Source organism: Halonotius sp. F2-221B (assembly GCF_046719765.1).
In the GTDB taxonomy this organism is placed as follows: Archaea; Halobacteriota; Halobacteria; order Halobacteriales; family Haloferacaceae; genus Halonotius.
The window spans coordinates 37576-49713 of sequence record NZ_JABEBY010000002.1 but is presented as its reverse complement, the minus strand read 5'-3'; the positions used below and the strand labels follow the sequence as shown (position 1 = coordinate 49713).

Sequence of the window (12138 nt, the reverse complement as noted above, 5' to 3'; positions counted from 1 at the left end):
GATCGTTCGTGTGTCAAACAGGAGGCAGTTCACATGTACGACAACATCCTCTATCCAACCGACGGTAGTGAGGCCGCAGAGTCAGTGATGGAACACGTTCGAACGCTTTCAAACAGCTATGATGCGACGATTCACGTCCTGTATGTCGTCACACCCGACAGCGGCGATGCGTCGCTCACGCTCAACAAAGACGAGCAAGGCAACTGGCGGACGGGGATGTTCAAGCGAAAGGGCGAACCGGTCAGCACCAGCGGGATGGCAAAAGGCAGCGTCGATGTCAACGAGGTGCTCCGCGCGGAGGGTGAAGGCTACACCCAGGCGATCGCCGACGAGTTGGAAGACGACGGCTGTGATACCGTCTGTGTCTGTCGTGAGGGGAAACCCGATCAGGAGATCCTCGCGTACGCCGCGGAGAACGATATCGATATCATCGCCATGGGCACCCATGGCCGCAGCGGTGTCGAACACGCCTTCCTCGGCAGCGTCACCGAGAAGGTCGTCCGGAAGTCAGAGATCCCGGTACTGACGATCCGCCAGGACGATTAAGCCGACAGGATCCCGTGTTCTTTTGCCAACAGGACGCCTTCGAGAGTGGCATCGTTTGTCGGCTGTGATCGGGCAACCGACAGGGCCGCCTCAACTGGCACCGATTTCGGTACCAGAAACTCGTTTGAGTCGAGTGTTCGCTCAGCCGGTGTCAACTCGGTCGCAAGCACGATCCCACGACGGTGTCGCAACAGGCCGGTTGAACACCAGAACTCTTCGAGGAGTTCGGTCTCATCGGGGACAAAACCAACCTCCTCTTGGAGTTCGCGGGCCGCCGCCTCGGTGAATGATTCATCCGGCTCGACGATCCCGGCCGGCAGTTCATACTGAGTTTCTCGGATTGTCGGGCGATACTGCTCGACGAACAGCAGCTCGCCGTCGGTCACCGCAACGATCACCGCCGCCGGCGGCAGTTCCGCCCAGTAGTACCGCTTTTCGGAGCCATCGGGCTGCTCAACCAGATCGTAGCCGCCGGTGAACCAGCCGGTGTCGTACTCGGCGACCGAGTCGATAACCGGCCACTCGGGGTCGGCGAGCGTCGATAGCTCGTGGGTGTCGGTCGATCTGTCGCCAGCCGCGTCGTCAGACCCACTCATTGTTGGTCACCACCAGCCCCGTCGCTATCGATGGCAACGCTGTAGCGTTCACCCTCGTAGGTGACCAGCACCCGATCACCGTCGTCGCGGACGGCCTCGGCGTCGAGTCGCTGGAGGGCGTCGAACTCGTCGAACGGCGAGTGGGCGAACCACGTCTTGTAGCCGCCGAGGGCGCGCTGATACCCCGCCGAACGGCCGTCATCGGCGGTCACCGCCTTGGTGAGATACGGGAACCGCCGCTCGCTGATCGCGGTCACGTTGACCGCGGCTCCACCCTCGTCAGTCGGGGTCGCTTCGAGATAGTAGGCCTCGCCGCTGCCGAGATAGCTCGGAACCGCACCGACCGCAAGCAGCGCGACAACGACAAACCCCGTCAGCAACAGCGCGTTCCGCATGATCCGGCGCATACCGGTCGTAGGCGACCCCCCGGGATACGGATTTCGGGACGGCAGCGACCGCTTCGGGGAGCGGTGGCGACCGGTTTTTGTCCGCCGAGAGCCAACGCCACCCATGGAGTTTCGCTTCGAGCTGGCACTGGCCGCCCACCTCGAAGCAACGACCGACTGGCTGATCGCCCGCCAGCTCGGCGGCGCGGTCGCCGACCCCGGGGGTCGGATCGTGGATCTCTGCTGTGTTCGGCCCACCGATGCCCTCGACGATCGCGCAGCGATCACCAGCGAGACGATCCCGCCGCTGGCGATCGAAAGCGAGGTTAGTGCCGGCGCGGCCGTCGACTGGCGAGACGCCTTCGACTGCAGCATCGACCACGCCCGGAGCGTCGTCGACCGCGCTGTCGACTGCGGGTTTTTCGAGGTCGAACGCCGGAATGGTCGGCGGTACGTCCGCCAGACAACGCGATATCCCAACTGGATCGATTCGCTGGTCGGGATCGAAAACAAACCTGATCTCGACCGACCGGGTGATCTCGACCGCCAGCTTCGGGTCGATATCGCGCTGGGGCTCTTCGATGAGGTGATCCTCGCCACCGAGAGCTACGTGACGCGGGCCCATCTCAACCGCCTGCCGGAGGCCGTCGGCGTCTGGCGGTTCGATCCCGACAGCGGCGAGCGAACGGTTGTCCGTGAGCCGACGCCGCTGGCGACCGACGAGCCCGGGATCGAGCCGACGAACGCCGAGCCGCTCCGCACCGATATCGCCGTTGTCGACGCCGACGCGAAAGCCCGCAAGCGACGGCGGATCGCCGAGCGCGCCTACGGGAAAGGATGGCGCGCCTACGACTTCCCGGCCTGCGAGCACGCCGAGGCGACCGACGATGGTCGGCCGTACTGTGAGTGGTTCGACCGCGTTGTCGACCCCGCGACCGACTGCGGCGAGTCGTGTCCGGGCTACGAGCCAAGCGACCCACCCGAGGTCGACCGCGAAACGCTCCGCGCGGAGCGAAGCCCGTGGGTCGCCGATCCCGACGGCATCACCCGATCACAGAGCGGGCTGGGTCGGTTTCTGTAAGCTGTTGTTCTCGTCGTGGGGGCGTTATTCGGCGAAGTAGCTCGTGAAAAAGCCCGAGAGGAACGCCGAGATCGCCACCGAGAGCGTCACATCGCTGAGCGTGTAGCTGTCGTCGTCGCCGGCGAGGGCGACAGTGACGGCGACGCTGATGACAAGCGAGATGATCCCGTTGATGACATCCTTGCTGAGAGACATACTGTACCGATGGACTGCAAGCAGTATAGATGTTCCGCGCCTGGGGCCGATCCCAAGGGGCGATCCCGAGCGAGTCAGTTCCAGAACAGCTTCGAGCGTGGACATCCTGGAACGCCTATGCCCACTACCCTTGACGGACAGACAGCGATCGTCACCGGCGCAAGCAGCGGGATCGGCGCGGCGACCTGCCGCGGGCTCGCCGCCGAGGGCGCGGCCGTCGTGCTTGCCGCCCGCAGCGAGGATCGGCTGCGCAAACTGGCCGCCAAAATCGAGGCTGACCACAGCGTCGAGACGTTGGTCGTCCCGACCGATGTCCGCGAGGAATCGGCTGTCGACGACTTGATCGAGGCGACAGTCGCCGAATTCGGCGGGTTTGCTATCCTCGTCAACAACGCCGGATTGGCCCGCGGCAGCGATGTCGAGACGATGGCGACCGACGAGTATGAGACCATGCAAGAGACGAATATCGACGGGATGTTTTACGCGACGCGGGCGGCGATCCCCCACGTCCGCGAGCGTGAGGGGCATCTGATCTTCCTTGGTAGCTTCGCCGGGCAGTATCCTCGCTCGTACAACCCTGTCTATGCGGCCTCGAAATGGTGGACGCGCGGCTTCGCCAAGAGCGTCGCCGCCCAGGTCGGCGACGACGGCGTCGGCGTCACTGTTGTCAACCCCGGCGCGGTGCGCACCGAGTTTGAATCCACCGATGGCCGCACCTTCGAGGAGGTCTTCGAGGAAGGCGAGGCCAGCGAACCCGCAGAGGTCGCCGACGCCATCGTCTTCGCCGCGACACGAGCGGGCGCAAGCGTTAGCGAGATCGATATCAACAACCGCAGCAAGTTCGCCGACGACTTTTGAGCGACGCAAGGTGCTGGTCACACGAGTCAACCGGGCGACAGTACCCAAAACGACAGGCCGTGTTGATCGGCAGCGGCGACGCAACCACCCCTCAGCGACGGCCTTCGATCAGTCCGTCGTCGACGCCGATGTCGGTGTGTCGGCCTCCAGACGGGTCACACCGGTTGCATCGAGGCGGTACCTCTCACCGTCGACAGCGAGTGGCTCGGCAAAGGCCTCATCGGCCGGATAGTAGTGAGCCGTATGCACCAACCGCGTTACGTCGGCATCGAGGTCGGCCGCCAACGCCAGCGCGCCCTCGCGGGTCATATGTTTGGTGCCGAAACTTCGGGGGACGCCATCGGCGTCGTGGTGACTGCCGCCAAGGGGGTGGCGATCACAGAGCGCGGCCGGCACGATCGCATCGGCGAGAAACAGGTCGGGATCGCGGAGTCGATCGCGGGAGGAGTCGGGGATGTCGTAGCTGGTATCGCCCGACAGCGAGAGTTTCGCACCCGTCTCGGGGTCGACGACAACGAGGCCGTAGCAGATCAGCGGCGGGTGGTCGACCGGAACAAGTGTAAGTTCGAGCCCACAGACCTCGATCGGCTCCAGCGGCGTCACATCGTGGACTGACACCCGGTCGAGGTAGTCGTACTTCCGGCGAACCGTCTCGGCGACGGACTCCCCGGTTTCGGGGTCAACCTCGTTGGCGGCGTAAACGGGGAGGTCATCGAAGATCCGGTAGGCGTTGCCAAGACCGTCGAGATGGTCGAAGTGGATGTGGGTGACGACCGCGGCGTCAGGAAGCGGCACCGATCGGCGAAGAAACTGCTGGCGGAAATCCGGGCTGAGATCGATCAGGATCGATTCCCCGGTGCGTTCGTTTTCGATATGCACCGAAAACCGGCTCCGTTCAATGCCACGCTCCCGGGCGAGAGCACAGGTTGCACAGTCACAGCCGACGGTCGGCGTCCCCGTCGTATCGCCGGTACCGAGGAGGGTGACGCGCATGCTCATCGGGGAACCTACTGGGGTGGTGTTTCGGCGTCGTCGGCGTCGGCTGACCCCTCGTCCGCGTGGTCGTGGTCGCCGTGATCGTGTTCACTGTGCTCATGATCGCCGTGGTCGTGGTCGTCGGCACTCCCGGTGAGGGCCGCGCCGTCGCCGTCGATCATATCCATGTTTTTGAGGTTGTCTCGCTCCTCGAAGTCCTCGACGGCGGCGATCAGGTCGTCCTGTGTGAGTTCGGTTCGCTCCTCGGTGAGCGCCTCAAGCACAGCCTCCCGGAGCACCATCCGGAGGTCGCTGCCGGTCAGCCCCTCGGTGTGTTCGGCGATCATCTCGGGATCGAAGCCCTCGATCTCCATCGGCTGAGTGATGACCTCAAGGATGTCCGACCGCATCCCGCGATCCGGTTTCGGGAAGTTGACAATCTCGTCAAAGCGTCGCCACGCCGCAGCGTCAAGCTGGTCGGGGTGGTTGGTCGCGCCGATCAGGAGGACATCGTCGCGGATCAGCGAGATGTCATCGATCGATTTGAGGAGGGTGTTGACCGCCCGTTTCAGCGCGGCGTGTTCGTCGCTGCGGCGGGTTTTGGCGACCGAGTCGAACTCGTCGATAAAGAGGATACACGGCGAGAGCCGTTTGGCGACCTCGAAGGTCTTTTCCACATTCTTGGCCGTCTCGCCGAGATACTGGCTGGTGATCATCGAGAGCTTCACCTCGACAAAGGGGAGGCCGAGTTCGTGAGCCAGCGCGCGGGAGATCGTCGTCTTCCCGGTGCCTGGCGGGCCGACAAACAGCAGTTTGCCGATCTCGCGTAGCCCGATCGAGGCAAGGTAGTCGCGGTGTTCGATCGCCTTGACGATCTTCTGGATCTCCTCTTCCTGGTCGGTTGTGAGCACGAGGTCGTCGAGGGTCATCTCGATTTCCTCGGGGGCACGCACCGAGACGAGATCCAGCATCTCGGCGTCGTCGTCCTCGTCGAAATACTGCGACAGCAGCGCGTCGATCCAGACGCGGTCGGCCTGGATCGGGCGGGTGTTCTCGCGGGCGTCCTCGTAGGTGACCGAAACCCCGTCTTCATCCTCGGCCGCGGAGGCGATCGTGGGGTTTGTCGCCAACTGCTCGTCGTCAGCGCGTTCGAGATACCACTCCAAGGCCATCTCCGGTTGGGTCAGTGAGATCTCCCCGGAGAAGTCATCGCGCTGGGTAAACAGAAGGCCGGAGACGGCCTCCCATGGGCGTTCGACGCCGGTGGCCGTGCGGGCGACCGACTCGGTCACCTTCAGCGGGCGGGCGATCTCACCCGGGGGAGCCGGTTCGTCGGCTGTCGATGCATCGGTCTCGTCGGCATCGTCGGCCGTCTCGGTATCGGTCCAAAACACCTGCCGAAAGCGCGGCGGGAGATCGTTCTCGTCTAACGAGCGTGTCTCGTTGTAGACGTGGGTCGTCAGGAGGAACTCGACAACGGTCAACGCCGGGTTACTCATCCCACATACCTTCTGGCTAAGTTTTCTTAAGACCGTCGAAGCAACCCCCTCGGGACACCGGCAGCCACTGCCACGGGAATACGCGATTGTGAAACAGAGTAAATTTAGCACAGCTATGGGCAGAAATGCGGCTCTTTGAGACCGATATTCAATACAGACACATTATACAGATTTATAAGTCGGACAGATTCCGGCTATCAACCCCACAACCAGACAAACGTCAACGAGCAGTGTTTTACCGCGTCGACCCGACACCTCACCAACAGCCGAAATGAGGGCCACGCCACCAGCCGAACGCCGACACCCACACAGCCCCCAACCCACGGACAGTGGGCGATCACGACGGGTCACACCGGCGTCGCGGCCGGCCGACGCTGCCACCGACACCGACCGCCGCCAACGGGAGGGAACAGTGTGTCGCTGACAGACGATGATGGCACCGCAGAGCAGCCACCGACCGACGATGACACCACTGCGGCCCACGCCGACACCGGCCGAGCGGGGCTGATCCTCGCCGGCGGTCGCTCCGAGCGGTTTCCCACCATCGACAAGGCGTTGGCACCGCTTGACGGCAAACCGCTGCTCCGGCACGTCGCCGACGCGTTGAGCCCCGCGGTCGACGAACGCATCATCAACTGCCGGCCCGACCAGCAGGCGGCGTTTGCCGAGGCGGTCGGCGACGACCCCCGGTTTGCGATCGATCCGGTCGCTGATCGCGGGCCGCTGGCCGGGTTGCGAACCGCGCTGGCGGCGACCGATGCGACGTATGCGGCGGTGCTACCCTGTGATATGCCGTTTGTCCCTGCTGGATTTATCGAGTATCTGTTTGGCCAAGCCCAAAACGAGACGGGAGCGGTGCCGTGTGTTGGGGGCCAACAGCGGTCGCTGCCGGCAGTTGTCCACGTTCGGGCGGCCGCCGCGGCCTGTGCGGACGCACGCCAGCAACACGACGGGGGGCTTGCGGCATTCGTTTCGGTGCTTGATCCGCTCGTTGTCCCCGAGCGAACGGTGACCGCACACGTCGAAGCGACGGCCTTCAGCGATATTGATACCCACGAGGATCTCGCCGCCATTCGTGACGAACGTCGTCGCGGCGGGCAGTAATCGTGTGAGCCGCGTCAACCACCGAGATCAAGTTGCCCAAGCCACGCCAGCAGGTCCGGGGCGAAGGGGTAGGGCCACGCGCTGCCGAAGATGGCCTTGAACGTTGCCGCAATGCTGAAAACGATCGTCAACAGCCCGCCAACCCCGCCGAAAAAGAGCAGTGCCCCGCCGATAATGACCGAGATGGTCGCCACTGGCTCCGGTAAGATCGGCAGCGAGACCATCCCACCGCTGGCCGCCGCACCCTCGTCAGCACCGAGGATGAACAAGACCATGCCGACAAGCGCCAGCAAGAACACTGAGAGATGCCAGTTCAACGCGTTGCGGGCGTTGGCTCGGGTGAACTGGTGGGAGGAAAGCAGGTAGACGATGGCGGCGATCACGATGCCGATCCCGAAAAACCCGGTAAACAGGGTGATCGGGTGGATAAAGATCCCCAACACGGAGCGTTCGGCGAGCAGTTCTGGGCCGTCGGGCGAATCAGGTGGGGACATCGATAGCGTCGTTGGCGGGGATACTCACAGCATCGGTATCAAATCACTGGATCCGAACCGCCGGCGCAGCCAGCGGACGACCCGCTCGGTGAGAAGGATCCCGAGACTCACGAACAACAGATCGAAGGCGGTGTCCCAGAAGACAACGTCGCTGCTTGTCACACCGATATCGAGACCGGCGATCGTCAGGAGCGCGCCGAGGGTTAACAACAGCAGCGTCAGTTGGAGGCCGGCAAGCGCGAGCGTCCGAACCCCGGCGGTATCACGCATCGTGAGAAACCCCCACGTCGAGAGCCGATCCAGCGGCGAGTCGCTGGCCAGCTGTCGTTTGCCCGTCGGCGACAGCGGCCAGTCGGCCTCGGGGTGGTTGATGTAGTAGAGCGTGATCGACTCGGGGTAGGTCTCGGTGGCGACGATATCGATCGCCTGAAGCTCGTTCAGCCGGTTGCGAACCGTCGCCGTCGACACGTCGGGTTTGATCCGCGCCTGGAGCTGGCGGATCGAAAAGAACGGTCGATCGGCGTCCAGCATCGTCTCGACGACGTGGGCTTGCGTCAGCGTGTTGTCGAGGTTGCGGTCGATCCGCTCGTCGATCCACTCGGGCAGCGACGACACGGGCGGGGATTTGCCGGCATCCATTATAAACCTCCCAGCGTGATCTCCGTGACTGAAACGACCAGCCGATCAATCATCGCCCACGGTTGAGGCCGGGCGGTGGCCGTAGTCGCCGGCCGCCGGCTCGGCTGTCGATTCGATGGTGATCTCGCCGGTCAGTCCCGCCTCGGTGACCGAGACAGTGATCGACGCCGGGCGAGCGCGGTACCGCGCGCGGTGGTTGCCATCGGGGGCGATCTGTGTCTCGACGGCGACGAGCCCGGCGGTTTCGAGGCGATCCAACCGCCGGTAGATCGTGACGGTTGAGGCGGTACAGCGATCAGCGAGCGCGGCTGCTGGCTTCGGGCCATCGGTCAGCGCGTCCAGAATCGATCGAACGTAGTCGTCGGCGAGCAACGACAGGATCTCCTCGACAGCGACACCATCGCCCGATTCCGGTTGGCATGATTGGGAGGGCTGCATACATCCCACCCATGGCTGAGAGGGTCATAAATCGGGCCGAGAATTCGGCGTCGACAAACCGCGATTTCACCGCCGTAAATCGGCGTTTTGCGCGCGTGAAATCACCCGACAGCGACCTAATTTGGTCGTCTCCGTCTCTGCTCGGTTGTTCGCCGTTTGGTGCCTACCTGATACAGCGAGAGAGTCCCGCCCTTTCCGTGAGGCGGGGGTGTTCCGACCACAGTCGGAACCGGACGCCGAACAGGGCGTTGACAAATCGCTCCGCGATTTGTTCGCACGCCAGAAATCCCGATTTCTGGGGACGGGCGTGAATCGCGTGCGCTCCACTGAATCATCCGCCCACCACTGCTAATCCTGAGTCTCAAATGGTGGTGATATCATTTCACTTTCACCGTGGAAGGCTGACGTTCAAACCCGCCGGGAATGTACAGTGAAATGGCAGATGAAGCGAACCAACACCTTCGCCGTGCGCCCGCTCTGCGATGCCGATGAGCAGGTGCTGCGGGAGTTGTTGGACGGTTCGGCCGCGCTCTGGAACGAAATCAACTACCAGCGTTTGATGCGGTACAACGACGAAGACGGCTTCGAGGGCGACGTATGGGACGCCGATACTGGCCAGCTCGAAGGCCAGTACAAAGGCGTCCTCGGTGCCTCAACCGCCCAGCAAGTGATTGCAAAAAACAGTGAGGCATGGCGGTCGTTCTTCCGACTCAAAGAGCAGTTCCACGATCCTGACAACCAGCAGGTGACGGAACATCCGGAACCGCCGGGGTTCCGTGGCAACGAAGATGATGGGCGTGTTCTCAAAGGTGTCATCCGAAAGGACGCATACACCGTCGAGTGGGGCGACCGCTCTCGGCTAGAGTTCGTCGTCGGCGAGGAATTGCGAGACAAACATAGCAGCCCGAAAAGCCGCTTTCGACTGGAAATTGTTGGCGACCCAAACTGGCCTGAATACGACGAGCAAAGCCGGTTAGAACTGTGGTACGACGAGACAGACGATGTATTCAGAGCTTCGCAGCCTGTGACTGTTTCTGACGATGCACAGGCAACTCCACTGGCTTCGGAAGAAGCCGCTCTGGACATCGGTGCCAACAATCTCGTCGCTTGCACTACAACGACCGGTGAGCAATATCTGTACGAAGGGCGTGAGTTGTTCGACCGATTCCGTGACACGACGCGAGAAATCGCCCGCTTACAGTCCAAACTATCGGAAGGCCAATACAGCAGCCAGCGTATCCGGCGGTTGTATCGCCAACGTACTCGCCGCCGCGACCACGCCCAAGCCGCGCTGTGTCGTGACCTGATCGAACGACTGTACGACGAGGGCGTTGCTACCGTGTATATCGGTGGGTTGACCGACGTACTCGACATCCACTGGTCGGTCGAGACGAACGCCAAGACACACAACTTCTGGGCGTTCAAACAGTTCACTGAACGGTTGGCGACGACAGCCGAGGAATACGATATTTCGATTGCGGTTCGATCAGAGGCGTGGACGAGTCAAGAGTGCCCACAGTGTGGCGCAACAGATCGAACACACCGGCATCAAGATACGTTGATGTGTCAGTGCGGGTTTGAGGGCCACGCCGACCTCACCGCTAGTGAGACGTTCTTAGCGCGACAGACCGAGCAGGCAGTCAGGCCGATGGCACGGCCCGTGCGGTTGGAGTGGGACAGCCATGAGTGGCTGGAGATATCACACTCTCACCGTCCCAAACAACAGCGCACAGACCGGAGTACCGTCAACAGCGACGGGAATGTTGCCGCCGGGGAACGGCCTAGCTGAGACTCCCACGGCGGAAACCGCACCCGTTCACGGCGCGGAGGATGTCATGACGGGTCGTCGATGTCGACACGCCCCTGATCGAGAGCAGCCAACACGCCGCGAACGTTGAGCCGCGTTTCGGCCCACCCCTTCTCGGTGCCCCAGATCTCGGTGAGGTCGGTGTTCGTGACGAAATGGTCGGTGACCGCCTCGTCGTCGTCAACTCGACTGCGCTGCTGGCGGATCGCCTCGACCCACTCGATGAGACCCCGTTTGTAGCCATCGAGCAGCCCCTCGTCGTAATCCCGCGGCCCGAAGTGGGCGAAACAGAGGGTGTCGGGATCGAGCGACTGGATCATCGAGACATCATCGAGACACTGCTGGACATCGAACTGCGGCGGTGGTGAGGTGACGCGGATTTCATCGCGGGCGGCGACGTAGATGCCGGCGGCGTCGCCGGTGAAGACGAGCCCGTCGGTCTCGAAGACGAGCTGATGGGGGGCGTGGCCCGGAGCCGCATGCGCTGTCAGCGTACGGTCGTCGAGATCGATCTCGTCGCCGTCGCTGAGGCCGGTGATCCGACCGTCGGGGACGGGCTGTGGCTCGGTGTAGTAGGGCCACATCTCGTCGACAGCGGCCTTCGTTCCCTCGACCAACCGACCCGGATCGATGAGGTGGTTGACGCCGCGGTCATGGACGAGTACCTCGGCGTCCGGGAACGCCTCGGCGAGAAAGCCCGCGCCACCGGCATGATCGAGGTGGACGTGGGTCGGCAGAATGTAGCTCAACGAGTCGATGCCGAGTTCGTCGAGGGCGTCGACAATGTACTCGCGGTTGGTGCCGATCCCGGTGTCGATGACCGCCGGCTCGGCGGTGTCGAGGATGTAGACCGCGCCGTAGCCGGCGACATCGTACATGCCGGTGTCAACGTAGTAGAGATCTGTGGCATCAGGAACCGCTTCGAGATCGCCGGGAGCCATCAGATCGACAACTCCTCGCTGGTCGTAACCTCACCAAACAGGAAGTCACAGTGATCGACCGCGTACTCGCGGTCGTCCTCTTCGATGTAGCCCAGTGCGTCCTCGATAACGACCGGCTTGAAATCCCGGACCCCGGCACTGCCGGCGGTGTGGAACACACAGACGTTGGCGAGGGTGCCACAGATCAACAGATCGTCGATCCCGTGGGCGTTCAGCCAGCCCTCTAACTCGGTCTGATAGAAGGCGTCGTAGGTGTGTTTGACGACGACGTGATCATCCTCGGCGACAGAGAGATCGTCGACGATCTCGGCTTCCCACGAGCCCTCGACGACGTGTTCACCCCACCGATTAAACTCGTCGTAGTAGTGAGCATCATCGAACTGTTCCGGCGGGTGGACATCTCGCGTGTAGACGACCGGCATCCCTGCATCGTGAGCGCGGTCAACGAGGTCGCCGACCGGGTCGATTGCGGCCTCGCTGCCGGGGGCGTACAGCGAGCCATCCGGGTGACAGAAGCCGTTTTGCATGTCGACAACGACTACTGCGGTGCTGTCTGCGTCGTAATCCATACCTATCAGT

At 62.9% G+C, this 12138-nt stretch carries 14 protein-coding genes and 1 pseudogene; 5 read left to right on the top strand and 10 right to left on the bottom strand.

The genetic code is table 11. The annotated features are described in order from the left end of the window. The first annotated feature begins 33 nt into the window (after positions 1 to 33). The gene (locus HKK80_RS01450) at positions 34 to 546 is read left to right on the top strand and encodes a universal stress protein (RefSeq protein ID WP_411797834.1); all 513 of its coding nucleotides are present in this window, start codon (positions 34 to 36) and stop codon (positions 544 to 546) included. Here the strand turns inward: HKK80_RS01450 and HKK80_RS01445 are convergent. Both HKK80_RS01445 and HKK80_RS01440 read right to left on the bottom strand, forming a co-directional pair. Next, positions 543 to 1142, bottom strand: coding sequence for an NUDIX hydrolase (locus HKK80_RS01445; protein WP_411797833.1), 600 nt, complete (start codon positions 1140 to 1142; stop codon positions 543 to 545). The genes HKK80_RS01450 and HKK80_RS01445 overlap by 4 nt on opposite strands. Further along, positions 1139 to 1549, bottom strand: a complete 411-nt coding sequence (locus HKK80_RS01440; protein WP_411797832.1) for a hypothetical protein — start codon at positions 1547 to 1549, stop codon at positions 1139 to 1141. The genes HKK80_RS01445 and HKK80_RS01440 overlap by 4 nt, the downstream gene beginning before the upstream one ends. A 103-nt stretch (positions 1550 to 1652) precedes the next feature. Between HKK80_RS01440 and HKK80_RS01435 the strand changes: the two genes are divergently transcribed. Next, positions 1653 to 2609 carry a DUF5787 family protein gene (locus tag HKK80_RS01435; RefSeq protein WP_411797831.1) on the top strand — a complete coding sequence of 319 codons (957 nt, stop codon included), beginning with the start codon at positions 1653 to 1655 and terminating at the stop codon, positions 2607 to 2609. A 24-nt stretch (positions 2610 to 2633) separates the two neighbouring features. Here HKK80_RS01435 and HKK80_RS01430 read toward each other — a convergent pair whose 3' ends face one another. Continuing rightward, positions 2634 to 2804: a hypothetical protein gene (locus tag HKK80_RS01430; RefSeq protein ID WP_411797830.1), complete on the bottom strand. Its 171-nt coding sequence runs from the start codon at positions 2802 to 2804 to the stop codon at positions 2634 to 2636. Between the two features lie 117 nt (positions 2805 to 2921). Here HKK80_RS01430 and HKK80_RS01425 point away from each other — a divergent pair, with 117 nt between their 5' ends. Then, complete coding sequence (locus HKK80_RS01425; protein WP_411797829.1) at positions 2922 to 3662, top strand: SDR family oxidoreductase; 741 nt, start codon at positions 2922 to 2924, stop codon at positions 3660 to 3662. A 171-nt stretch (positions 3663 to 3833) separates the two neighbouring features. On the opposite strand, the pseudogene HKK80_RS01420 reads toward HKK80_RS01425, so the two are convergent. Both HKK80_RS01420 and HKK80_RS01415 read right to left on the bottom strand, forming a co-directional pair. Continuing rightward, a pseudogene (locus HKK80_RS01420) lies at positions 3834 to 4655 on the bottom strand (MBL fold metallo-hydrolase); the annotation flags it as partial. A 14-nt stretch (positions 4656 to 4669) separates the two neighbouring features. Continuing rightward, the gene (locus HKK80_RS01415) at positions 4670 to 6136 is read right to left on the bottom strand and encodes an ATP-binding protein (protein WP_411797828.1); all 1467 of its coding nucleotides are present in this window, start codon (positions 6134 to 6136) and stop codon (positions 4670 to 4672) included. A 414-nt stretch (positions 6137 to 6550) separates the two neighbouring features. Between HKK80_RS01415 and HKK80_RS01410 the strand changes: the two genes are divergently transcribed. Continuing rightward, entirely contained in the window at positions 6551 to 7240 is a 690-nt protein-coding gene (locus HKK80_RS01410) for a molybdenum cofactor guanylyltransferase (protein WP_411797827.1), read from the top strand. Positions 7241 to 7254: 14 nt separating this feature from the next. Here HKK80_RS01410 and HKK80_RS01405 read toward each other — a convergent pair whose 3' ends face one another. From HKK80_RS01405 to HKK80_RS01395, 3 genes are all read right to left on the bottom strand, one after another. Then, a complete protein-coding gene (locus HKK80_RS01405; protein ID WP_411797826.1) occupies positions 7255 to 7734 on the bottom strand; it encodes a DUF4870 domain-containing protein in 480 nt (159 codons plus the stop codon). 24 nt (positions 7735 to 7758) lie between these two features. Beyond that, positions 7759 to 8349 (bottom strand): hypothetical protein, encoded by a 591-nt coding sequence (locus HKK80_RS01400; protein ID WP_411798002.1) that lies wholly within the window; start codon positions 8347 to 8349, stop codon positions 7759 to 7761. Positions 8350 to 8418: 69 nt separating this feature from the next. Next, a complete protein-coding gene (locus tag HKK80_RS01395; protein WP_411797825.1) occupies positions 8419 to 8811 on the bottom strand; it encodes an ArsR/SmtB family transcription factor in 393 nt (130 codons plus the stop codon). A 442-nt stretch (positions 8812 to 9253) separates the two neighbouring features. On the opposite strand from HKK80_RS01395, the gene HKK80_RS01390 reads away from it, so the two are divergent. Further along, entirely contained in the window at positions 9254 to 10600 is a 1347-nt protein-coding gene (locus tag HKK80_RS01390; RefSeq protein WP_411797824.1) for an RNA-guided endonuclease InsQ/TnpB family protein, read from the top strand. 44 nt (positions 10601 to 10644) lie between these two features. Here the strand turns inward: HKK80_RS01390 and HKK80_RS01385 are convergent, their stop codons facing one another. Next, positions 10645 to 11559 carry an MBL fold metallo-hydrolase gene (locus HKK80_RS01385; RefSeq protein ID WP_411797823.1) on the bottom strand — a complete coding sequence of 305 codons (915 nt, stop codon included), beginning with the start codon at positions 11557 to 11559 and terminating at the stop codon, positions 10645 to 10647. Then, complete coding sequence (locus tag HKK80_RS01380; protein WP_411797822.1) at positions 11559 to 12128, bottom strand: cysteine hydrolase family protein; 570 nt, start codon at positions 12126 to 12128, stop codon at positions 11559 to 11561. Before HKK80_RS01380 ends, HKK80_RS01385 begins: the two co-directional genes overlap by 1 nt. Positions 12129 to 12138 lie beyond the last annotated feature (10 nt).

What these genes read in the sequence shown, in the direction of transcription:
- HKK80_RS01450 (WP_411797834.1), top strand. Translation starts at nt 34, where the DNA reads ATGTACGACAACATCCTCTATCCAACCGACGGTAGTGAGGCCGCAGAG.
- HKK80_RS01445 (WP_411797833.1), bottom strand. Translation starts at nt 1,142, where the DNA reads ATGAGTGGGTCTGACGACGCGGCTGGCGACAGATCGACCGACACCCAC.
- HKK80_RS01440 (WP_411797832.1), bottom strand. Translation starts at nt 1,549, where the DNA reads ATGCGCCGGATCATGCGGAACGCGCTGTTGCTGACGGGGTTTGTCGTT.
- HKK80_RS01435 (WP_411797831.1), top strand. Translation starts at nt 1,653, where the DNA reads ATGGAGTTTCGCTTCGAGCTGGCACTGGCCGCCCACCTCGAAGCAACG.
- HKK80_RS01430 (WP_411797830.1), bottom strand. Translation starts at nt 2,804, where the DNA reads ATGTCTCTCAGCAAGGATGTCATCAACGGGATCATCTCGCTTGTCATC.
- HKK80_RS01425 (WP_411797829.1), top strand. Translation starts at nt 2,922, where the DNA reads ATGCCCACTACCCTTGACGGACAGACAGCGATCGTCACCGGCGCAAGC.
- HKK80_RS01415 (WP_411797828.1), bottom strand. Translation starts at nt 6,136, where the DNA reads ATGAGTAACCCGGCGTTGACCGTTGTCGAGTTCCTCCTGACGACCCAC.
- HKK80_RS01405 (WP_411797826.1), bottom strand. Translation starts at nt 7,734, where the DNA reads ATGTCCCCACCTGATTCGCCCGACGGCCCAGAACTGCTCGCCGAACGC.
- HKK80_RS01395 (WP_411797825.1), bottom strand. Translation starts at nt 8,811, where the DNA reads ATGCAGCCCTCCCAATCATGCCAACCGGAATCGGGCGATGGTGTCGCT.
- HKK80_RS01390 (WP_411797824.1), top strand. Translation starts at nt 9,254, where the DNA reads ATGAAGCGAACCAACACCTTCGCCGTGCGCCCGCTCTGCGATGCCGAT.
- HKK80_RS01385 (WP_411797823.1), bottom strand. Translation starts at nt 11,559, where the DNA reads ATGGCTCCCGGCGATCTCGAAGCGGTTCCTGATGCCACAGATCTCTAC.
- HKK80_RS01380 (WP_411797822.1), bottom strand. Translation starts at nt 12,128, where the DNA reads ATGGATTACGACGCAGACAGCACCGCAGTAGTCGTTGTCGACATGCAA.